The sequence below is a fragment of the Umezawaea sp. genome, from assembly GCF_057122925.1.
In genome coordinates, this window is the sequence record NZ_DBNGPQ010000099.1 from 29,967 (window position 1) to 51,796 (window position 21,830).

The window sequence follows — 21,830 nt, forward strand, 5'->3', positions numbered from 1 at the left end:
TGCTCCTTCTCGAATGCGACGGCCCCATCATGGGAGCACCGCGAACTGGCGCGCGTCAAGGACTGAACCGGTTAATCGGTCAGCCACGAAGATGTTCTGAAGTCATTGCGGCACAACACTTATCGAATCTTTCGAACGCCATGTTCGACAATGTCCACACAGGACTGCGCGCGTCTTCGACAACGCTGTCGAGGACGTGCGGACGAGCCCGGACCACCGCCCCCCGCCTGCCGGGTTCGGGGGGCGGCGTCCGTCCGGGTGTTACCCGAACAGCTCGGTGTGCAGGGAGAACGCCGTAGCGATCTCGGCCTGCGCCCAGAACCTGTGGTACGTGAACGTCGGGGCGGCCCCGCCGTCCAGGTAGGCCTGGACCTTCGGCCACTCCGGGTCGGTCTTGAACTTCGAGCGGATCGACAGGAACGTGGAGTTCTGGTCGATCGCGTCGCCGTTCGGCATCTTCCCGGTCCAGCCCGGCGGGACGTAGGTGCCCTCACCGGTCGTGGCGTTGTACTTGTCGTCGAACCGGTTGTAGTCGGCCCGCGTCTCGGGCACCGCGATGCCCTTGTCGTCCTGGTGGGCCAGCAGCGCCGTCAGCAGCCCCTCGCCGACCGACTTGGCCTGCGCGTTGCCGGACTTGGCGGCGTAGTTGAGCAGCGTCTTGGCGTACGACGCCGCGATGCCCACGTCCTGGCTGAAGTTGAGCACCCTGGCCCGCAGGTTGGCGTTGGAGCCGGGCGTCGTCGGGTTCCAGGTGTCCGGCGCGCCGGTCCACTCGATGTCCGAGGGGATCTGGAAGTTCCCGTTCGCGCCGATCGTCGTGTTGGCGATGGCCCACGGCACCCACTTGTCGAGGATCTTCTTGGCCCGCGCGTCACCGGTCATCTGGTACAGCGAGGCCGTGCGCTCGATCCCCCACGCCTGGAAGCCGAACCACCGGTTGCTCGGCGGGTCGCGCCACACCGGGTGGGCGTCGTAGTACATGCCGTAGAACGTCGGCGTGCCCGAGGGGGGCGTGCCGTAGTTGCCCTCCCAGCTGTTCGTCACACCACCGGCGATGGCGCCGTCGGCGGACTGGAGCCACTGGAGCATCTCCAGCTGGCGGTCCAGGCTCTTGGCCCAGTCGGCCTGGCCGGTCGCGGACAGCGGCTTGAGCGACGGCGTGTTCGCCAGCGCGTAGGCCGCGAGCGGGTTCTGGTAGCCCTGGTGCGAGGCACCGTCGCCGATCCGCCACGCCCAGCCCGCGGACGTGTCGGTGGCACCGCCCCACGCGTAGTACCAGGACATCAGGTAGTGCGAGCTGTCCTTGCCGGTGCCCGCGGCGCAGCTCGTGGCCCCGACGCAGCCGCCGATCTTCTTGAAGTACTTGTCGAACATCGCGTACCGGAGGTAGTCGCCCATCTTGGACGCCTTCTTGATCTCCGACGCGATGTCGCCCGCCTTGCCCTGGGCGGTCGCCCACCGCTCGGCGAGCAGCGCCACCTGCACGGCGCGCGCGTCCGCGTCGGGGGCGTTGGTGTACTTCCACTGCTTGGCGTAGGACGCGTCCTTGGTGAACAGGTCCAGGTAGCCGTTGGGGCCGCCGTGCTTGAACGTGTCGCAGGACGGCTGCGGGATGGTCTCCCACACCGACTCCGACGACCCGCGCTGGTAGGTGTTGATGTAGGCGGGCGCGGTGGTGCCGTCGCCGCAGCGGCCGAAGCCGAGCGTGTTGTCCACGTCGAGCAGCCAGTGCATGCCGTAGACGTCCGAGGTGCCGTACGCGGTCTTCAGCTCGTTCGCGATCGGGTCGACACCCGGCTTCGCGTTCGAGTCGAGCACGGACGGGTACTGGTCCATCCTCGGGTGCTCGGGCGCGTAGGTGGCGGGCTTGGACGGGTCGTACTTGGAGTTGGTCGGCTGGTCCGCGGTGGCGGGGATGATGAACTTCTCCATCGACGCCCACGCCGACTTGAACGGGGCCCAGTCACCGGCGATCCGGCCGTAGCTGGCCTCCAGCCACAGGTAGTAGCTGAACGCCTCCGACGTCGTCTGGTGACCGTGGTCCGGGGCCTCCACCATCAGCGTCTCGATGGAGTGGTAGGGCACCAGCAGGTCGCCGAACTTGCGGAAGTAGCCGCTCGCCGGGTCCTTGATCTTGTTGTACTGGTCGAGGAAGGCCTGGTTGAAGTCCGATGTGGACGACGAGATCTCCTTGACCACCACGGACGCCGCGGTCTGGCCGGTGGCCGACGCCGAGAAGGTCGCGGTGCCGAGGTCGCCGCCGTTGGCCGCCGAGGTCACCGTGACGTTCTGCTTGGTGCTCCAGTTGGCGGTGGTGAACGTCAGCGTCGTCGGCGACGCCGTCAGGTCGGTGCTGCCGGAGTCCCGTGCGATCGTCACCGTGACCGGTGCCGACGGCTGGATCGCCAGCGAGACGCCGAACGTGCCGGTCGCGCCCTGCTTGACGCTCACGGCGTTGGGCGAGGCGAGGACGGCGGGTCCGGACAGGACCTTCACCGCGCTGGGGGTGGAGCTCGTGGTGGCGCCGCGGTTGTCGTAGGCGCGGGCGCTGATCGAGTAGTCACCGACCGGGACACCGCTCCACGACCCGGCGAACGGCGCGGCCGTGTCCGTGGCGAGCAGCTGGTCGCCCGCGTAGAACTCGACCTTGGCGATCGTGCCGTCGGCGTCCTCCGCCGACGCGGCGAGCGGGATCGTGCCCGGCGCGGTGTAGGTGGAGCCGACCGCGGGGCTGGTCAGCGAGATCGACGGGGCCCTGTTCGCCCCCGTGCAGGGGACGCCGTTGAGCGCGAAGTCCGTCGGCGCGGTGTTCGTCGCGCCCTTGCTGCCGTTGAAGCCGACCGACGTGGTGCCGCCGACGGGAATGGTGCGCGCCCAGTCGGGCGGGGTGACGGTGACCTTGGTGCCGGACTGGGTGAACGTGCCGTTCCAGCCCTGGGTGACCTTCTGGCCGTCGGCGAAGTTCCAGGTCAGGTTCCAGCCGGTGACGGCGTCGCCCTCGTTGCGGATGGTGACGTTCGCGCCGAAGCCGTTGTTCCACTCGTTGCTGATCTGGTAGTTCACCGTGCAGGCCACCGCCGCTTGCGCGACCCCGCTGGTCGCGGGCAGCACCGACGCGACGATCAGCGCCACGACGGTCAGGCCCGGTAACGGTCGCCTGAGGAGCGGACGTGCTCTGCCCCTGATCCTCATTCGGTCCTCCTCGATCTCGGGTCGCCGTCGACCCGTGCAGGGGTGCGCGCCGAAGGAGCGGGCGGAGGCGCCCACTTCGGTCCGCGGGGTGGTGCGGTCGGTCTAGCGGGTGCGGTGGGCCGTGTCGGGGGACGCGGCACCACCGCTTCCGGTGAGGGCGACGGTGGCGCCCGGCCCGGCGGAGGCGTTCCAGTCGAGGTCGTCGACCGACGTGCTGGTGGAGGTCTGGCCGGGGGCCCCGTTCCGGAGGCCGCCGATCGGCTGGTCGTCGGGTCTGCTCCACCCGACCGTCCAGCCGGACAGGGGGGTGGCACCGGGGTTCGCGACGGTGGTCCCGGCCTGGAGGCCGCCGGACCGCTCGTCCACGACCCGGCTGGTCGCCGTGCCGCCTTCGGGGGTGCTGGTCGGAGGGTGGGTCAGCCCGAACCCCGGCGGTGTGCCGTCCCCGTCGTCGATCGGCTGCCGGGCGTTGCCGGACGTCCACGCCACCGGCGGCGTCCCGGTGGGAACGTGGTCTCCGGGGCGGTCTCCTCCTTCCGCGTGGGGGGTCTCGCCCGCTCGGGCGACCGCGTCGGCGCCGTCACCCGCCCGCTGGTGGCGGACGTCCGAGGTGGTGGCGGAGGTCCGGCCCGACCCGTCGTCACGGGCGGGGCGGAGCACCGGGATGCCGAGCGGGCCTGCCGTCGCGGCGCGCTGGGAGCCGTCGTACCCGTCGGCCCACGTGGTGGGCCCGGTGGGCTCCGGAGCTGAACCACCGCCCGACAGCACGGACCCGGTGCGGTGGGTGACGAGGCCGGACACCGGGCTCGGCGCGGCGCGCTCGGCCCGCGTCATCCCCCCGACCTCGCCGTCGGGGCTCATCCGCGCGAGCAGGTCGTCCACCCGACCGGCGACGGCGGGTGCCGCGACCGCCGTCGGCCGTGAGGGCGGGACCAGCACCAGAGCGCCGATCACCGCGACCGCGAGCAGCACCGCGGCAACGGCGCCGGGCACGCGGGCTGACGGAGTGCGCGTCATTGCGGAACCTCCGGAAAATTCTGGGAGCGCTCCCAAGTTAGGGCGTAACCGCCCGGAAACGCAATGCACGACTTGTTTCCTGCGCCGACTGGAGTCGCACCCCGGCAGCCGATCGGCGCAATTCGGGAAAGCCGCAACATCAACAACGGCGATCCCTCGCACCACACCCCGCGTATCCCCAATGGCCTAACAGGCAGGCTCCCGACCACGCGACGTAATCCCGGTGGCCCACCCGGCGTCTCAATTGCCGCAGAAACCACGGCGGAACAAGGACTTTCGCGACAGCGCGTGTCTGAACAGGAAAATATAGATCGATATTCAACAACTTTCGGGTCTTTTCGGGCACGTTTCCCTCTGGTTAAAGTCGTTCCCACCTGGGAGCGCTCCCAGTCCTTCACTCCCGCAGTCGAACAGATGCCGCGAGGAATTCGGGCGAACCACTCCCCCACGTCCCTGACGACCGGGGTCCGGTTTCGCGCTCTCCCGGCCTACCCAGCACGACCCGGAGTACCGGGGTGACGGCCAGGCCGACGGCGGAGGTCTGGCCGTCACCCCGGGCAACGCGCCGCACGCGGACCGCGGGCTCCCGACCCGGTGGTGACCACCGGGTCGGGACGCCCGTCCCGCGACGCGGCGCGGACGCCGGTCCCGTCGCACTGCCCTGCGGCGGGACCGGCGCCACCACCCACCGCCGCCCTGAAACGTGGTGCCGGGGGGAGCAACGTCGCTCCCCCCGGCACCCGACCCACCGGGAGAGCCATGTCCGCACCGAAGCACGTCCTCGCGCTGGGAGCGCTGTCCACCGCGCTCGCCGTGGGGGGCGCCCTGCTGCTGCACGCCCCGAGCACCGCGCTGGCGGCCGATTCGGCGTTCTACACCGATCCCACGACCAACGCGGCCAAGTGGGTCGCGGCGAACCCCGGCGACTCCCGCACGGCGCTGATCCGCGACCGGATCGCGTCCGTCCCGCAGGCGAAGTGGTTCACCACCACCAACACCTCGACCGTCCGCGCGGAGGTCGACGCCCACGTGGGCGCGGCGGCGAGCGCGGGCAAGATCCCGATCCTGGTCGTCTACGACATCCCGAACCGCGACTGCGGTGGCGCGAGCGGTGGCGGAGCCCCGTCCCACAGCGCGTACCGCCAGTGGGTCGACCAGGTGGCCGCCGGGCTCGCGGGCCGACCGGCGTCGATCATCCTCGAACCCGACGTCCTGCCCCTGATGTCCACCTGCCAGAACGCGGACCAGCAGAACGAGACCAAGGCGTCGATGGCCTACGCGGGCAAGAAGCTCAAGGCGGGCTCGGCGCAGGCGAAGGTGTACTTCGACATCGGCCACTCGGCGTGGCTCGGCGCGGGCGAGGCCGCCAACCGCCTGCGGGGCGCGGACATCTCGAACAGCGCGGACGGCATCTCCACCAACGTGTCGAACTACCGCGCCACCGGCAACGAGGTGGCCTTCGCGAAGTCGGTGCTCGACGCCGTCGGCGACCAGCGGCTGAAGGCCGTGGTCGACACCAGCCGCAACGGCAACGGCCCGCTCGGCAGCGAGTGGTGCGACCCGGCGGGCCGCGCGATCGGCACACCCAGCACCACGGCGACCGGCGACTCCAGGATCGACGCGTTCCTCTGGGTGAAGCTGCCGGGCGAGTCGGACGGCTGCATCGCCCCGGCGGGCCAGTTCGTGCCGCAGCGCGCGTACGACCTGGCCGCGGCGGCCGGTCCGATCCAGACGACGACCACGACCACCACGACCACCACGACGACGACGCCCGGCACCCCGTCCGGCGGCTGCCAGGCCACGCAGAAGGTCACCAGCAGCTGGTCGGGCGGCTACAGCGGCGAGGTCGTGATCACCAACCGCGGTGCGGCGATCAGCTCGTGGACGCTGGAGTTCTCCGCGCCCGGTGTCACGCTCTCGCAGGGCTGGAACGGCAACTGGACCGACACCGGTGACGTCATCGCGGTGACCAACGTGGCCTGGAACGGCCCGCTGGCGACCGGAGCCTCGGTGACCATCGGCTACAACGCCTCGTTCTCCGGCGGCACCCCGCCGTTCGCGAGCCCGAGGCTGAACGGCGCGGCCTGCGCCTGATCCCCACCGGACCGGAGTGGCGCTTCGCGGGAGGCGCCACTCCGCCGCGCGTGGGGCGCGACGAGGAAACGGACCATTCCGGAACCCCTGGGGCACAACGGGTGTCAGACTTCGGACATCTCGCACCCAGGGGGAGGACTCCATGACGAAGAGGAGCGCGGTCGCGGCGCTGCTGGCGGTGGCGGTGCTCGGCACCGCGGGCTGCACGGCGACCGAGATCGAGCCGGACGCGATCGGTCTGCACTACACGTCGGGCAGCATCGACGGCAAGGCGTTCTCCAGCGTCGTCCGGCCGGGCGAGGTCGAGTGGACCTGGAACGACGACGTCTACCGGCTCACCACCTCCCAGCGCAGCTACATCGTCCGCCGCGACGAGCGGGCCGACGTCGACGGCGTGATCAGCGTGCCCGCCGGCGGTGACGCCGACACCAACGGCATGCTCGTCGACTTCGAGATCAGCGTGGCCTTCAAGACGAACACGCGCGACGACGACATCCCCGGCTACGAGGGCGGGACGCTGCGCAAGTTCTTCGAGGACCTGTGCAAGCACTACGAGTGCCAGCTCGACGACGACGGCAACGAGCCGGAGGGCTGGCGCAAGCTGCTGCGGGAGAAGTTCTACCCGCAGCTCGAATCCGCTTTCAAGGACGAGGCGCGCAAGTACTTCGGCGACGCGATCGTCAACAACGTCCAGGTGCCCAACACCGACACGGGCACGCTCACGCTGCTCCAGGCCGACGTCGGCAAGCGCTTCCAGGAGTACCTGGAGCGGCAGACCGGCAAGCAGTTCTTCTGCGGCCCGTCGTTCGACCGCGAGCTGCCGGGCGACCCGAACGCGAAGGACGCGCGGCTGCTGCCGTGCCCGCCGGTCGAGCTGCTGATCATCGGGGCGGACTACAACGACCCGGAGATCCGCAAGGGCCGCAGCGCCAAGAAGGTGGCCATCGACCAGTCCGCCGCGCAGGCCCAGCTCTCGAAGTCGCTGGCCGACCCGAACTACCTGGAGTACCTGCGGATCGAGGCGTCCAAGGAGTGCGCGCGGTCCAACCAGGCCGTGTGCGTCTTCTCCTCCGGCGCCGTCAACCCGTCGCTGAACCTGCCCGCGAAGTAGGCGTGACCGCCCGCCGCACGGTCGGGACACGTGCGGCGGGCGACGTTCTCAGGCGCTGGCCCTGATCACCAGCGAGGTGGGCAGCAGCAGGGACGGGGGCAGCCCCTCCTCCCCGTCGAGCTGGCCGAGCAGGCACCACGTCATGGTGCGGCCGAGCTGCTCCACGTCCTGCCGCACGGTGGTGAGCGGCGGCAGGGCCGTGGAGGCGATCATCAGGTCGTCGAACCCGACGACGGCGACGTCGCGCGGGATGCGGCGGTTCTGCGCGTGCAGCACCCGCAGCGCGCCCATCGCCATGATGTCCGCGGCGACGAACACCGCGTCGATCTCGGGCTCGCGGGACAGCAGGTCCTCCATCGCCGCCGCCCCGCCGTCCGGAGTGAACACGCTGTGCGCCACCAGGTCCGACGGCTGCCCGGCCTCGGCCATGCCCCGGCGCCACCCGTTGAGCCGGTCCATCCCCACGGCCATGTCCCTCGGCCCGGCGATGGTCGCGATCCGGCGGCGGCCGGTGGCCACCAGGTACCTGGCCGCCTCCAGCGCGCCGTTGAAGTTGTCCGAGTCCACGTACTGGATGCCGTCGCCGACCAGCGGCCTGCCGCCGACCACGATCGGCACCCCGGCGTCGGCCAGCTTCAGCGGCAGCGGGTCCTGGCCGTGCAGGCTGACCATCAGCACGCCGTCGACGTGCCCGCCGGACAGGTAGCCGACGACGTCCTTCTCGTCGTCCTGCTGGGTCATCATCAGCACGAGCTGGACCCGTCGACCGGACAGCTCGGCGTGCACCCCGCGCAGCACGCCCGCGAAGAACGGGTCGGACAGCACGCGGCTGCCCTGCTCCGACACCACGAGCGCGATGGCGTTCGCCCGGTTGCCCGCGAGGGTGCGGGCCGCCTGGTTGGGGCTGTACCCCAGGTCGAGGATGGCCTGGTGGACCGCGTCACGCGCCTTGGCGCTGACGTAGGGCTCCTCGTTGATCACCCTGGAAACGGTGGAACGCGACACCCCGGCCGCACGGGCCACTTCCTCCAGCCGGGGGCCGGGGCGTCTGTTCCTGGCTACGTCGGTCACAGGCCACCCGTGGCGACCAGTGCGTTCTCCCTGGTCACCTTGGCGTACCAGCGGGCGCTGGCCTTCGGCGTGCGGACCTGGGTGTCGTAGTCCACGTGCACGATGCCGAACCTCTTCGCGTACCCCTCGGCCCACTCGAAGTTGTCCAGCAGCGACCAGCAGAAGTAGCCGCGCAGGTCCACCCCCGCGGCGATGGCGTTGTGCGCCGCCCGGAGGTGGGACTCGATGAAGCCCAACCGGTCCGGGTCGTGCACGCCGCCGTCGCCGTTGACCGCGTCGGGGTAGGCCGCGCCGTTCTCGGTGATGTACAGCGGCAGCCGCGGGTACTCGTCGTGCAGGCGCCGCAGCACCTTGGTGAGGCCGTCCGGCTGCACCTCCCAGTCCATGTCGGTGCGCGGCAGGTTCCGGGTGGGGAACGAGAGCTGGTCGAGGCCGACCCACGGCGACCCGCTCTGCCGCCTGCCGTTGCGCAGCGGGACGAGGCCGTCGGACACGGTGCTCACGTTGTGCTCGGAGTAGTAGTTCACGCCGAGCATGTCCAGCGGCGTGGAGATGATCTCCAGGTCGCCGTCCCGCACGTTCTCGATGAACTTGTACGGCGTGAAGTCCTCGACGACGTCGGCCGGGTACTCGCCGCGCAGCACCGGGTCGAGGAACATCCGGTTCTGCATGCCGTCCAGCCGCCGCGCGGCGTCCACGTCGGCCGCGCTCTCCGGGTCCGCGGGGAACACCGGGTAGAGGTTGAGCGTGATGCCCACCTCGGCGTCGGACTGGACGGCCCGGATCGCGGACGTCGCCAGGCCGTGGCCGAGCAGCAGGTGGTGCACCGCGGCCACGGCGGCCTCGGGCTCGCGGCGGCCGGGCGCGTGCACGCCCGCCGCGTAGCCGAGGAACGACGAGCACCACGGCTCGTTGAGCGTCGTCCACGAGGTGACGCGGTCGCCGAGCGACTCGACCACGGTCGTCGCGTAGTCCGCGAAGCGGTACGCGGTGTCGCGCTCGGCCCAGCCGCCCTTGTCCTCCAGCGCCTGCGGCAGGTCCCAGTGGTACAGCGTCACCCACGGCTTGATGCCGTTGGCCAGCAGCGTGTCCACGAGCCTGCCGTAGAAGTCGAGGCCCGCCTGGTTGGCCGCGCCGCCGTCCGGGCGGACCCTCGGCCACGCGATGGAGAACCGGTAGGCCTGGAGGCCCAGGTCCACCATCAGCTTCACGTCCTGCTCGACCCTGTTGTAGTGGTCGGCCGCGGGCTCACCGGTGTGGCCGCCGACGATCGCGCCGGGCAACCTGCAGAAGGCGTCCCAGATGGAGTCCGTGCGACCGTCCGCGGTCGTCGAGCCCTCCACCTGGAAAGCGGCCGTCGCCGCGCCCCACACGAAGCCGTCGGGAAACGAAATCTGGTCCACAACTACCCCTTCACAGCGCCCTGCATGATCCCGGCGACGATCTGCCGCCCGAGTACGATGAAGACCAACAGCACCGGGACCGTGGCCATGGTGGTTCCGGCGAGCACCAGCGAGTAGTCGACGTAGTAGCCGGACTGGAGCTTCTCCAGCGCGACCTGGATGGTCGGGTCCTCGGGGTTGAGCACGATCAGCGGCCACAGGAAGTCGTTCCAGGACTGCATGAACGTGAACACGCCCAGCATCGCCGCGGCGGGTCGCACCGCGGGGAGGCACACGTGCCAGAAGGTGCGCAGCATGCTGCACCCGTCCATGCGGGCGGCCTCGATCAGCTCGTCCGGGACGGCGTCGACGATGTACTGCCGCATCCAGAAGACGCCGAACGCGGTGACCAGGTTCGGCGCGATGACCGCGCCGAGGGTGCCCGACCAGCCGAACTCGGCCATCGCCATGAACAGCGGCACGACGCCGAGCTGCGTCGGCACGGCGAGCGTGGCGACGACGAACAGCATCAGGCCCTTGCTGCCGCGGAAGCGGAGCTTGGCGAAGGCGAACCCGGCCAGGCTGGACAGCAGGACGACCGACAGCGTGACCGTGCCGGACACGATGACGCTGTTGCCCAGCGCCTTCCAGAACGGGATGGCGTCGAGCACCCTGGAGGCGTTGGTGAGGAAGTTCCCGCCGGGGATCAGCGGCACGTCGCCGGTGAACACGTTGGCGTCGTAGCTGGCGACGAGGAACGACCAGTAGAACGGGAACGCCGAACCGAGGATGAACGCGATGAGGATCCCGTACACCGCGAAGTTGGGGCGCTCCAGCAGGGCGGAGGCGCGCAGCCTCTTGCCCGGCCGGGCGACCGGGGGCTGCCTGGTGGTCAGCGTGGTCATTCGTTCTCCCCCGTTGACGCGATCCGCCTGGTGAGGAAGAAGTTCCCGGCGGCGATGACGAGGACGACCAGGAACAGGATCCAGGCCATCGCCGAGGCGTAGCCGAGGTTGAAGTCCTGGAAGCCCGATTGGTACAGGTAGAGCACGACGGTCTGGTACTGGTTGGAGAACCCGCCGCCGCTGCCGCCCGCCGGGTCGAACAGCTTGGGCTCGGTGAAGATCTGCAAGCCGCCGATGGTCGACGTGATGACCACGAAGATGATCGTCGGGCGCAGCAGGGGCAGCGTGATGCTGACGAACCTGCGGACCGCGCCCGCGCCGTCGACCAGCGCGGCCTCGTGCACCTCGCGCGGGATGGCCTGCATGGCCGCCAGCACGATGAGCGCGTTGTAGCCGGTCCAGCGCCAGTTCACCATCGTCGCGATGGCGACGTGGCTGGCGAACCAGTTGCCCTGCCAGTCGACCGGGCTCAGCCCGACCGAGTTCAGGAACGTGTTGATCAGGCCGTACTGCTTGCCGAACAGGTTGCTGAAGATGATCGCCAGCGCGACCAGGCTCGCCACGTACGGCAGCAGGACGCCCATGCGCCACGCGGTCCGCGCCCGCAGCGCGGTGTTGAGCAGCGCGGCCAGCAGGACCGCGATGATCATCTGCGGGACGCTGGACAACACGAAGATGCTGATCGTGTTGAACATGGCGTTCCAGAACTGGTCGTCCGCGAGCAGCGTCGCGTAGTTCTCCAGCCCGATGAACGGGTGCTCGTCGGCACCCAGCTCCCAGTCGAACAGCGACACGTATGCCGTGTAGAGCAACGGGAAGAGGCCGATCAGCGCGAACAGGATGAAGAACGGCGCGATGAAGGCGTACGGGGTGTACTTGACGTCGAGCCGGGTGAGCCGGTCGCGCCAGGGCAGCTTCGGGTGCCCGTTCGGGGGCTCACGCAGGACGGGCGGGCGGGGCTCGACGCCCCGCCCGCTCGGCACCTCCGTGAGGTCAGCCGTCACTTGGCGGCCTTCTGGGAGCCCTCGACCGCCTGCTTCCACGCGTCGTCGACGCTCGTGCCCTGCTCGACCGCCTGGAGCGCCGAGTTGAACACCTTGTCCTGGATCTGGCCGGAGGCCGGGCCCTTGTGCTGCGCGGCCGGGACCTTCTTGGCCTGCTCGGCGAACAGCGCGCCGACCTTGGCGCCGCCGAAGTACGCGCTCGTCTGCTCCAGCAGCGCCGGGGCGGTCAGCGCCTCGACCTGGCTGGGGAACGTGCCCTTCGAGGTGAAGGCCTTGATCTGCTGCTCGGGCGCGGTCAGCCACGCGGCCAGCTCAGCGGCTTCCTTCGGGTGCTTGCTCTGCTTGGGCACGGTCAGGAAGGACCCGCCCCAGTTGCCGCCGCCCTCGGGGAAGGCGTCGGTGACGGCCCACTTGCCCGAGTTCTCCGGACCGGCCTGCTTCTCGACGACGCCGAGCATCCAGGACGGGCAGGTCTTCGTGGCGAAGGCCGAGGTCTTGAAGCCGGTGTTCCACTCGTTGCCGAACGCGACGAGCTTCGCGGACTGGCCCTTGGCGACCGCGGCGGTCACCTTGTCCCAGTCGGCCTTGATGTCGGGGTTGGAGTCGACGACGAGCTTGTCGTCGACGTCGTAGTAGCCGACCTTGTTCTGGTTGACCATGGCGTTGAAGACCTGCGCGGCGCTGTCGAACCACGCCTTGTCGCCGGTCTTGGCCTTGAACTGGTCACCCGCGGCGAAGTAGCTGTCCCACGTGGCGAAGATGGCCTTCACGGCCTCGGGCTCGGTCGGGAGACCGGCGGCGGCGAAGAGGTCCTTGTTGTAGCACATGGCCAGCGGACCGATGTCGGTCCCGTAGCCGATGAGCGCGCCGTCCTTGGTGGTGGCGGAGTCGGACTTCCACTTCAGCCAGCGGTCCGGCTTCACGTCGGCCGGGCCGATCTTGGTGAGGTCGTTGAACTGGTTGGACTTCGCCATGACCTGCGCGAGCCAGCCCTCCTCGACGGCCTCGATGTCGGACAGGCCGGAGCCCGCGCCGATCTTGGTGAACATGTTCTGGTGGTGGTCGTCCGACTTGCCGGTCTTGCGGTGGGTGACCTTGATGTTCGGGTGGCTCGCCTCGTACTCCTTCAACAAGTCCTCGTAGCCGAACTCGTTGAACGTGGCGACGGTCAGTTCGACCTTGCCGTCTGCGGTGGTACCGGCGTCGCTCGAACCGCAGGCGGCGGTAGCGGCGAGCGCGGCGGTACAGGCCAGCGCCATGACCCATCGGTTTGAGCGGTACGGCACGTAAGGACTCCTCTGCTGAGGGCGGCGGATCTCGGCAGCCTCCGGATGAGGCGAACGAGTCTGGGAGCGCTCCCAGGTGCCGAAGTGTGGTCGGCACCACTAATGGGTGTCAAGGACTTGTGTCCAGCCTGTTACCAATGGGGGTCAAATAGGTGGACAACACCCGTGAACTGCGGATATTTGGTTGATGGCACTTCCGGTCCCTCGTGGACCGATCGGGCCGGTTACTGAACTCCGAGAGCGCTCCCAGTGCCTTCACCTGCACGGATGCGGTTTTGGAACCAGGCCAGACCAACCATCGAGGAGCGCGACGGGCCGATGATCAGCACCCGCTAGGCCGATCGGGACCGGGGTGACCCGCTTGGCGGATCGGGACTGGCCACATGGCACACACCCGCCATCACCGAACGAGACGGCGGGGCGTCGCGATGGCCGTTCGCGGACCGTCCGGGTGGCACCGGCGACCGGACGGCGACCCGCGCGGACGCGGCGGCGGTGATCGGCACCGCGCTCGCGGCCCGCCGGCCCGCGCCGGGCAGCGCGCCGACCACAGTGGACTCGAACACGCCCGCGCGCGATCCGGCACGGCCGCGCGACACCGACTCGGACGCGCGGGCGTTCGCCCCACCACCGGGGGACAAATCACCCAACCCGGACACCGCGCGGCGACGGGGCGCCGTGGCCGCGATCGACACCCACGGCTCGCGGTCCGCCGAGAGGCACGCGTCTGCACCCGTTGGCACTACTCGGTTCCCTCTCATGGCCCACCTCGTCGTGGATGTTCTGGGAGCGCTCCCAGCGACCGTATCGCGACCTCGCGCCGAGGGACAAGGACCATGGCGGCTTCTCGCCGCGCGCACGGGCGCGGGGCTACTCTCCGCCACGTCCGACGCTCGTCCACCCGCCCCGTCCACCGGAGGTCCCCCGCACCCCCGTCCGCCCCGCTCCACCGGCCCCTTCCGCCCGCCGCGGTCCGTTGTGGACGGCGTCCGGCCTTCCACTGTGGATCCTGCCCGCGGCTGTTTCCGCGCCCGGTGCAACCGGATCGGCTCCCGTGAGCGTGACTAGCCCGGTACCGCACGGTAGGGAGAAACGGATGAGTGATCGGGACGCCGAGTTCGCCGAGTACTTCGCGGCGCGCTCCGGCGCCATGCGCGGCACGGCGTACCTGTTGTGCGGTGACTGGCACCGGGCGGAGGACCTGGTGCAGGTCACCTTCACCAAGCTCTACCTGGCGTGGCGGAGGATCGCCCGGCACGAGGTGGTCGACGCCTACACCAGGCAGATCCTGGTGCGCACGTTCGTCTCGGACACGAGACGCGGGCAGTACCGCCGCGAGCGGTTCTCCGACGGCGCTCCCGAGGCCGCGAGCCCGACGGGCGGGTCCGCCGAGGACCGGCTCGTGGTGCTGGCGGCGCTCGAACACGTCCCGCCCCGGCAGCGGGCCGTGCTCGTCCTGCGGTACTGGGAGGACCTGTCGGTCGAGGAGACCGCCAGGGCGTTGAAGTGCACGACGGGAACGGTGAAGAGCCAGGCCGCGCGGGGGCTGCAGACGCTGCGCGGCAGGCTCGCCGACGACTACCAGGAGTGGGTCCGATGAACGAGGACGAGGTCAGGAGCGCCCTGCGCGGCGTGATGGTGGCGAGCAGCCCGCCGCCACCGATGGACACGAGGACGGCGGTGGAGGCGGGCCGGAAGGCCCAGCGGCGCCGTCGCGCGACCTGGGCGGGTGCGGTCGCCGGGGTGGCGGTCGTGGGGATCGCGGCGGGTGCGGCGCTGCTGCCCGGCGCGATGTCCGGCGGTGGGCTGGAGGCCGCGAACGGGGGGGCGGCGCCGGGGAGCGCCTCGACGGGCGCGGCGCCGAGCACGACGGGGGGCCCGGACGTGGAGGCGTCCGAGACCGCGTGGCCGGACGGCCAGTCCGACCGCACGGCGACCAGCGGCCCCCGTGCGGCCAAGAGCGTCGGGATGGTGCCCGTCCTCACGGGCGCCGTTCCCCCCGGCCTCACCCTCCAGGGCGGGGCCGGGACCGCGGCCGTGAGGACGCAGTCGCAGTTCCTGGACTACGCGGCCGACGGCGGCCAGGTGTGGGAGTACCTGCTGGACGCCCCCCTCGTGAAGACCGACGGCAGCGGTGCCGTGGGCACCCTGCACGTGCAGGTCACGACGGCGGGCAACACCTACCCGACCGGCCCGTGCGAGGTGACCGGGCAGTCGTGGGGCATCAAGGGGCCGTGCCGGGTGGTCGACGTCGGCGGCGAGCAGGTCGGCCTGCTCACCTCCGACGGCTCCGGTGACCAGAAGCGGTTCGACCAGCTCGCCGCCTACCGCCACGACGACGGCACGGTGGTCTTCGTCTACCAGGCCAAGCAGCACGGGGAGAGCGTCCCCGCTCTGGCCGCCCTCCCGCTCACCGAGGTCCAGCTGACCGAGCTGGCGACCAGTCCGGGCTTCCACGTGGACTAGGTCACGACGGTGCCGCCGCCCCCTGGCGGCGGCACCCCGGCTCAGGCGTGGAAGGCCTCCACCGCCTCCTGGACCCGGTGCGCGACGTCGAAGCCTGCCAGGTTCGGCGAGGTGGGCCCCCCGCGCACCGCCTCGGCGAACAGCCCGAGGCGCGAGGCGTCCGACCCCCGGCCGCGGCTCGGGACGGGCGTCCAGGCGCCGTCCTCGAAGACCTCCAGGTTCGCCCACTCCAGCAGCCGGTACGACCGGCGCGTCCCCCACAGGACCCACTCGTAGTGCTCGGGTCCGGCCACGCCCGCGACACCGGAGAAGTGCACCGGCACGTCACCGGCCCGCAGCAGGCCGCGCGCGGCCACCTCGCTGCCCCTCGCGGGGAAGTCGGCGCTCACGTCGACCGCCCGCAACGGCCCCACCAGCCGGTCGGTCAGGTACGCGAAGTGGGAGAACACCTCCCGCACGAACCCGCCCTGCTCCCGGCCGTCCAGCCACAGCGCGTCCGCCTGGAACTCGCGGGGCCACTTCGGGAACTGGAGCCGCACGTCGACGCCGAGCACGTCGCCGACCTCACCGGCCGCCAGCGCCCGTTCCACCTCCAGCACCACGTCGCGGTCCGAGAGCGCGAAGTTCACCGCCGTCACCAGGCCGCCGGCCGCCGCGGCGTCCCGCATCCTCCGCCCGTCCTCGGCGCTCACCGAGAGCGGCTTCTCGCAGAACACCGCCTTGCCCGCGGCGAGCGCGGCCACGGTCATCCCGGCGTGGAACGCGGGCGGCGTGGCGAGGTAGACCGCGTCCACGTCCGACGCGCCCAGCACGTCGGCCGGGTCGCGGCTGACCGCGACGTCCGGGTGCGCCGCCGAGACCCGGTCCAGCGTCGCCCGGTCCAGGTCGCAGGCGCGCACGACCACCAGGTCAGCGTGCGCCGCGGCGACGTCCAACACCCGTCCACCCATGGCGCCGAGTCCGATGATGCCCAGCCTTACCGGCGTGTCGACCATGGGCACCACCCTGCCACCTCGCGCCTCGACCGTCCTCCCCGGCTCGACCACGCCCGCGACCACCCGGCAGGGCGGTCCGGTGGTGTCGCCGTGGACGGCGGACACGGCGACACCACCGGTCGGCCCCCGGCTACGGGGCCCAGGGGTTGGACACGGCCCAGCTGACGTCCTGGTCGTAGGACGCCGGGTTGTCGTACACGTGGGCGCCGCCGCTGGACGCCACGTACACGGCCTCCGCGTAGTGCCTCATGTTCGTCCCCAGCTCGTTGGCCGAGGCGAACCGGACGCCGCCGGTTCCCGGTTGGGCGCAGAAGGTCGCGTCCAGCCGGAACAGGTCGGTGTTCTCGCTCGCCGCCAGGCGGACGCGGAAGTCCGCGTGGCGCAGGAAGCGGCCGGGGTGGTTGCGGGACTCGAAGGAGTAGCAGGTCGAGTTCGCCAGGCCCCGGCGGACGATGAACGTGGCGTCGGACTTGAGCACCGCGGCGCTCGCGTCGTTCACCACGTCGGTGCGCGCCAGGTCGGCCTGGTGGCGCAGGTACCGGTCGGTGTAGCCCGGCGTGGTCACCCGGAACGACCTGGCCTGGTCCAGCGGCAGGTCGGCGCCGCTGCGCCAGGTGCCGGTGGTCGCGGCCCACGTGCTGTCCGCCGAGAAGCTCCCGCCGCCGTCCCACGGGTTCGTGCCGCTGGAGCGGGCGAGGTGGACGGCCTCGTTGTGGTGCCGGAGGAAGGCGCCGGGGAGGTTGGCCGATTCCAGCCGCGTGCCCCCCGCCCCCTCGCGGGCGCAGAACGTGGCGTCGCCCGCGAACGTCGCGGACCCGTCGTTCGGGTCGTTGCGGACCCGGAGGTTCGAGTGCCGCAGGAACCTGCCGGGGTGGTTGCGGGACTCGAACGACAGGCACGCGGAGTTCGACAGGCCGGGGCGTGCCCAGAACGTGGCGTCCTGCTTGGCCACGTCGGAGCTGCCGCCGTTGATCACGTCCGTGCGGGCCAGCGCGTCGGAGTGGCGCAGGAACCGGTCGGTGTACCCGGTCGTGGTCACCCGCAGCGACACCAGCTCGCCGCGGCCGACCTCGGTGCCGCGCGCCAGGGCCAGCACCCGCTGGTTCACCTCGCGCACCCGCGCCTCGGTCATCTTCAGCACCCGGCGGTCGTAGGTGTAGAAGCCGTTGACCTCGTTCTCGACGTCGTAGGGCTCGGTGTAGACCGACGCCGACAGCCCGCGCTCGTGCACGAACCTGCCGACCTCCCTGGTGATGTCGACGTACCGGTTCGTCAGCGACGACTCGTCCGGGTGGAGAGCGCCGTAGGCGAACCCGGCTCCCGGCTGCCACTCGCTGCCGGGGATCGCCCTGCCGAGGCCGCCGTACTCGCCCAGCACCGCGACCCGCGTGGCCGTGGGGAGCCTGGTGCCGGTGGAGATCTGGTACGCGTGGTCGTCGATCACGTCACCGTTGGACGGCTCCGGGTCGGACACGCAGCAGTTCGAGCCGGAGTTGTGGTTGATGAGCCTGGTGCTGTCGATCGAGCGGACCAGGTCGACGATGCGGCCGTTGTCGTACTCGCCCCAGCCCTCGTTGAACGGGACCCACTGGACGATCGAGGTGATCCCCTTGAGCTGCTCGACCATCCGGCGCAGCTCGGACTCGTAGTTGGCGTGGCTGGCGACCGGGGTGTCGTCGACCGCGTCCAGCGCGGGCATGTCCTGCCACACCATCAGCCCGAGCCGGTCGGCGTGGTAGAACCACCGGGCCGGTTCGACCTTGATGTGCTTGCGGACCACGTTGAAGCCCAGCGCCTTCTGGCGCTCCAGGTCGAACCTCAGCGCCGCGTCCGTGGGCGCGGTGTAGATGCCGTCCGGCCAGTAGCCCTGGTCGAGCGTGCCGAGCTGGAACACGAACTCGCCGTTCAGCGTCGGCCGCAGCACGCCGCCGATCATCGCCTTGCCGACCGACCTCATGCCGAAGTAGCCGGTGACGACGTCCCCTCCCCCGGTGCCCAGCAGGGTCACCCGCAGGTCGTAGAGGAACGGGTCGTCCGGCGACCACAGCCGCGCGCTGGGCACCGGGACGCGCAGGTGCGACCCGACCGCGCCGGTCGCGGTGCCCACGACCTGGCCGCCGCTCAGCACCTCGGCGCGCGCCTGCATCCCCGCGGTGCCCCGCACCACGAGGTCGAGGACGCCCGCCGGGACGTCGGGCGTGGTGTCGAGCCGGGTGATGCTCGCCGCGTTCACCGGCTCCAGCCACACGGTCTGCCAGATGCCGGACGCGGCGGTGTAGAAGATGCCGCTGGGGTTGCGGCGCTGCTTGCCGATCGGGTGGAGGCTGCCGTCGACCGTCGAGCGGGCGCCGACGACGATCTCGTTCTCACCCGCCTTGAGCGCGGACGTGATGTCGATGGAGAACGCGTCGAAGCCGCCGGTGTGCGTCGCGCCGACGCGGACCCCGTTGACCCACACGCGGGTCTCCCAGGTGACCGCGCCGAAGTTCAGGTTGACCCGACGACCGCTCCAGGCCGTCGGGACGGTGACCGTGCGGCGGTAGAACATGTTGTCCTCGTGCCGCTTGATCCCCGACAGCGCGGACTCGATCGGGTACGGCACCAGCACGCCCTCGGCGAGCGGCCTGCCGATGGGCGGCGAGTCGAGGTTGGGTGCTCCGGCGAACTCCCAGACCCCGTTGAGGTTCAGCCACTCCGAGCGCACCAGTTGCGGGCGCGGGTACTCGGGGAGGGCGTTGGTGGGCGACACCTGGCTCGTCCAGGGTGTCGTGAGCTGGAACGGCTTCGGCTGCCAGACGGCAGCCGAAGCCGGTGGTGCGACGGCGACCGCGGTCGTCGTCGCGACGAGTAAGGCGGTGACGACGCTCAGGACGCGTCGGGAGGAGGGCATCGTTGGCTCCAAGACTTCGCGGGGGAACGCAGCCGGGCCGTGCTCGTGGAGCGGAACCTCCTATCGTCGTGGTTTTGTTCTGGCGAGGGACCGTTGCAGGATCACGACGACGAGCAGGAACGCGCCGCTGACCACTGACTGGTAGTTGCTGTCGAGGGTGCCGATCTGGTTGATGATGTTCTGGATGACGTTGCGCAGACCCACGCCGATGACGGTGCCGAGCACGGTGCCCGCTCCGCCGGTCAGCAGGGTGCCGCCGATGACGACGACCGAGATGGCGTCCAGCTCGGTGCCGACGCCGATGACCGTGACGCCGGACTGGAGGTAGGCGGCGGTCAGCGCGCCCGCCAGCCCGGACAGCACGCCGCTCATCGTGTAGACGGTGATCTTGGTGCGGGCGACCGGCAGACCCATCAGCAGCGCGGACTGCTCCGCGCCGCCGGTCGCGAACACCGACTGGCCGAACCTGGTGCGCCGCAGCACGATCCCGCCGACCACGCACAGGGCCGCCGCGATGAACACCGGGTACCCGAAGCCGCCGATCGTGCCGCGGCCCAGCTCGATGAACGCCGAGTCGGCCGGGACGCGGTAGGTGGTCGAGCCCTCGTCGGTGATCGCGAGCAGCAGGCCCCTGGCGAACAGCAGCGACGCCAGCGTGACGATGAACGGCGCCATCTTCGTCCTGGCCACCAGCACGCCGTTGACGAACCCGATCAGCCCGCACACCACGAGCGGCAGCGCCAGCGCCACCAGGAACCCGTGCTGGGAGCCGTAGGCGGCCAGCACGCCGCCGAGCGCGTACACCGACCCGACGGACAGGTCGATGCCCCCGGTGATGATCACGAACGTCATGCCGAGCGCGATCACCGCCAGGAACGAGCTCTGGAGCGCCAGGTCGCGGAGGTTGTCCAGGCTGCCGAAGCGCGGGAACGAGAACCACGCCACGACCACCACGAGCACGAGCGCGATGGCCGCGCCCTGCCGTTGCAGGACGCCGGTCATCAGCTCGCGCCGGGTCGTGGAGGCGGTGGTGTCCGGAGGATCGGTGATCACGGCGGTCAACGGGTGCTCCGTTCACGGGCGACGTACACCGCGACGACGATGATCGCGGCCTGGACCATCTGCGCGGTCGAGTCGGGCAGGTTGTGCTTGATGAGCGTGGCGCGCACCAGCTGCATGAGGATCACGCCGAACACCGTGCCGAGGATCCGCACCCGACCGCCGGTGAGCGCCGTGCCGCCGACCACCACCGCGGTGATGGCGGACAGCTCCATCAGCAGCCCGATGTCGGCCGGGTCGCTGGCGCTGAGCCGGGCGGTCGCGAGCACGCCCGCCACGGCCGCGAGCAGGCCGCAGATCGCGTAGACGCCGACCAGCACGGACTTCACCGGCAGACCGGCCAGCCCGCTCGCCGTGCGGTTGCCGCCGATCGCGACCAGCCTGCGGCCGAACGTGGTGCGTCCGACCAGCAGCGCCACCACGACCGACAGCAGGCCCGCGATCCACACGCTGATCGGGATGCCCGCGAGGTCGCCGGTGCCCAGTTCGAGGAACGACTTGTCGTGCAGCTGCACGAGCTGGCCCTCGGCTATCACGAGCGCGAGCCCGCGCCCGCCGACCAGCAGCGCCAGTGTCGCCACGATCGGCTGGATGCCGAGGTGGGCGACCAGGAAGCCGTTGAACATCCCGGCCGCGAGCCCGACCGCCAGCGCGATGAGGACGGCCGGGACCGGGCCCGCGCCCAGGTACAGCGGGATGAGCGACGCGGCGAGCGCCATCACGGCGCCGACCGACAGGTCGACGCCCTCGGTGCCGATCACCAGCGCCATGCCCAGCGCCACGATGCAGACCGGCGCGGCCTGCACGAGCTGCGTGCGGAAGTTGCCCAGCGTCAGGAAGTTCGCGGTGAAGAACACGTTGAACAGCAGCAGCGCCACGACGGCCACGTAGACGCCGTACTCCTGGAGCCACCGGGCCACGCGGGCGCGGTCGATCCCGCCCGCCGTCGCCGTCGCCGCGGTCACGGCGCCTCCCCCGCGATGGCGGCGAGCACCTTGTCCTGGGTGAGGTCGTCTCCCGACAGCTCACCCACCACGGCCCCGTCCTTGAGCACGACCAGCCGGTCGGCCCCGTCGATCAGTTCCTCCATCTCCGAGGAGATCAGCAGCACGGCCAAGCCTTCCTGGGCGAGTTCGTCGATCAGCGCCTGCACCTCGGCCTTGGCGCCGACGTCGATGCCGCGGGTGGGCTCGTCGAGCAGCAGGACCTTCGGCCTGGTGCACAGCCAGCGGGCCAGCAGCACCTTCTGCTGGTTGCCGCCGGACAGCTCCGACACGAGCTGGTCGGGGTTGGACACCTTGATGCGCAGCCGCTTCACGAAGGTGTCGACGATCCGGTCCTGCTTCTCCCTGCTGACC

General features: G+C 70.8%; 16 protein-coding genes. 4 read left to right on the forward strand and 12 right to left on the reverse strand.

Annotated elements, in window-relative coordinates; translation table 11 throughout:
* Positions 1-261 precede the first annotated feature (261 nt).
* Positions 262-3,192, reverse strand: a complete 2,931-nt coding sequence (locus AC156L_RS22880; RefSeq protein ID WP_330878306.1) for a glycoside hydrolase family 48 protein — start codon at positions 3,190-3,192, stop codon at positions 262-264.
* A gap of 102 nt (positions 3,193-3,294) precedes the next feature.
* The gene (locus tag AC156L_RS22885) at positions 3,295-4,209 is read right to left on the reverse strand and encodes a cellulose binding domain-containing protein (protein WP_330878304.1); all 915 of its coding nucleotides are present in this window, start codon (positions 4,207-4,209) and stop codon (positions 3,295-3,297) included.
* A 759-nt stretch (positions 4,210-4,968) separates the two neighbouring features.
* Here AC156L_RS22885 and AC156L_RS22890 point away from each other — a divergent pair.
* Together AC156L_RS22890 and AC156L_RS22895 are read left to right on the forward strand one after the other, a co-directional pair.
* Positions 4,969-6,303, forward strand: a complete 1,335-nt coding sequence (locus AC156L_RS22890) for a glycoside hydrolase family 6 protein (RefSeq protein ID WP_330878303.1) — start codon at positions 4,969-4,971, stop codon at positions 6,301-6,303.
* Between the two features lie 142 nt (positions 6,304-6,445).
* The gene (locus AC156L_RS22895) at positions 6,446-7,414 is read left to right on the forward strand and encodes a hypothetical protein (protein ID WP_330878302.1); all 969 of its coding nucleotides are present in this window, start codon (positions 6,446-6,448) and stop codon (positions 7,412-7,414) included.
* A gap of 48 nt (positions 7,415-7,462) precedes the next feature.
* On the opposite strand, the gene AC156L_RS22900 is transcribed toward AC156L_RS22895, so the two are convergent.
* From AC156L_RS22900 to AC156L_RS22920, 5 genes are read right to left on the reverse strand one after another with little or no spacing between them, the layout of a single operon-like run.
* Positions 7,463-8,485, reverse strand: a complete 1,023-nt coding sequence (locus tag AC156L_RS22900; RefSeq protein ID WP_330878301.1) for a LacI family DNA-binding transcriptional regulator — start codon at positions 8,483-8,485, stop codon at positions 7,463-7,465.
* Positions 8,482-9,888 carry a GH1 family beta-glucosidase gene (locus tag AC156L_RS22905; RefSeq protein WP_330878300.1) on the reverse strand — a complete coding sequence of 469 codons (1,407 nt, stop codon included), beginning with the start codon at positions 9,886-9,888 and terminating at the stop codon, positions 8,482-8,484. Before AC156L_RS22905 ends, AC156L_RS22900 begins: the two co-directional genes overlap by 4 nt.
* Before the next feature lie 2 nt (positions 9,889-9,890).
* A complete protein-coding gene (locus tag AC156L_RS22910; RefSeq protein WP_330878299.1) occupies positions 9,891-10,772 on the reverse strand; it encodes a carbohydrate ABC transporter permease in 882 nt (293 codons plus the stop codon).
* Positions 10,769-11,716, reverse strand: a complete 948-nt coding sequence (locus AC156L_RS22915) for a carbohydrate ABC transporter permease (protein ID WP_330878328.1) — start codon at positions 11,714-11,716, stop codon at positions 10,769-10,771. Before AC156L_RS22915 ends, AC156L_RS22910 begins: the two co-directional genes overlap by 4 nt.
* Positions 11,717-11,772: 56 nt before the next feature.
* Entirely contained in the window at positions 11,773-13,035 is a 1,263-nt protein-coding gene (locus AC156L_RS22920; RefSeq protein ID WP_330878327.1) for an ABC transporter substrate-binding protein, read from the reverse strand.
* 1,123 nt (positions 13,036-14,158) lie between these two features.
* On the opposite strand from AC156L_RS22920, the gene AC156L_RS22925 reads away from it, so the two are divergent.
* On the forward strand, positions 14,159-14,662 hold the full coding sequence (locus tag AC156L_RS22925) for a SigE family RNA polymerase sigma factor (RefSeq protein WP_330878298.1): 504 nt from the start codon (positions 14,159-14,161) through the stop codon (positions 14,660-14,662).
* Complete coding sequence (locus tag AC156L_RS22930) at positions 14,659-15,528, forward strand: hypothetical protein (RefSeq protein WP_484407249.1); 870 nt, start codon at positions 14,659-14,661, stop codon at positions 15,526-15,528. Before AC156L_RS22925 ends, AC156L_RS22930 begins: the two co-directional genes overlap by 4 nt.
* Positions 15,529-15,569: 41 nt before the next feature.
* Here AC156L_RS22930 and AC156L_RS22935 read toward each other — a convergent pair whose 3' ends face one another.
* From AC156L_RS22935 to AC156L_RS22955, 5 genes are all read right to left on the reverse strand, one after another.
* On the reverse strand, positions 15,570-16,628 hold the full coding sequence (locus tag AC156L_RS22935; RefSeq protein ID WP_330878296.1) for a Gfo/Idh/MocA family protein: 1,059 nt from the start codon (positions 16,626-16,628) through the stop codon (positions 15,570-15,572).
* A 25-nt stretch (positions 16,629-16,653) separates the two neighbouring features.
* A complete protein-coding gene (locus AC156L_RS22940) occupies positions 16,654-19,413 on the reverse strand; it encodes an AbfB domain-containing protein (RefSeq protein ID WP_330878295.1) in 2,760 nt (919 codons plus the stop codon).
* Between the two features lie 60 nt (positions 19,414-19,473).
* Positions 19,474-20,415 (reverse strand): ABC transporter permease, encoded by a 942-nt coding sequence (locus AC156L_RS22945; protein ID WP_484407253.1) that lies wholly within the window; start codon positions 20,413-20,415, stop codon positions 19,474-19,476.
* Between the two features lie 56 nt (positions 20,416-20,471).
* A complete protein-coding gene (locus AC156L_RS22950) occupies positions 20,472-21,437 on the reverse strand; it encodes an ABC transporter permease (protein ID WP_330881277.1) in 966 nt (321 codons plus the stop codon).
* A partial coding sequence (locus AC156L_RS22955) for an ATP-binding cassette domain-containing protein (RefSeq protein ID WP_484407251.1) occupies positions 21,434-21,830 on the reverse strand: 397 nt, incomplete at its 5' end. The genes AC156L_RS22955 and AC156L_RS22950, both read right to left, overlap by 4 nt.

What these genes read in the sequence shown, in the direction of transcription:
- AC156L_RS22895 (WP_330878302.1), top strand. Translation starts at nt 6,446, where the DNA reads ATGACGAAGAGGAGCGCGGTCGCGGCGCTGCTGGCGGTGGCGGTGCTC.
- AC156L_RS22885 (WP_330878304.1), bottom strand. Translation starts at nt 4,209, where the DNA reads ATGACGCGCACTCCGTCAGCCCGCGTGCCCGGCGCCGTTGCCGCGGTG.
- AC156L_RS22925 (WP_330878298.1), top strand. Translation starts at nt 14,159, where the DNA reads ATGAGTGATCGGGACGCCGAGTTCGCCGAGTACTTCGCGGCGCGCTCC.
- AC156L_RS22940 (WP_330878295.1), bottom strand. Translation starts at nt 19,413, where the DNA reads ATGCCCTCCTCCCGACGCGTCCTGAGCGTCGTCACCGCCTTACTCGTC.
- AC156L_RS22910 (WP_330878299.1), bottom strand. Translation starts at nt 10,772, where the DNA reads ATGACCACGCTGACCACCAGGCAGCCCCCGGTCGCCCGGCCGGGCAAG.
- AC156L_RS22945 (WP_484407253.1), bottom strand. Translation starts at nt 20,415, where the DNA reads ATGACCGGCGTCCTGCAACGGCAGGGCGCGGCCATCGCGCTCGTGCTC.
- AC156L_RS22890 (WP_330878303.1), top strand. Translation starts at nt 4,969, where the DNA reads ATGTCCGCACCGAAGCACGTCCTCGCGCTGGGAGCGCTGTCCACCGCG.
- AC156L_RS22930 (WP_484407249.1), top strand. Translation starts at nt 14,659, where the DNA reads ATGAACGAGGACGAGGTCAGGAGCGCCCTGCGCGGCGTGATGGTGGCG.
- AC156L_RS22920 (WP_330878327.1), bottom strand. Translation starts at nt 13,035, where the DNA reads ATGGCGCTGGCCTGTACCGCCGCGCTCGCCGCTACCGCCGCCTGCGGT.
- AC156L_RS22880 (WP_330878306.1), bottom strand. Translation starts at nt 3,192, where the DNA reads ATGAGGATCAGGGGCAGAGCACGTCCGCTCCTCAGGCGACCGTTACCG.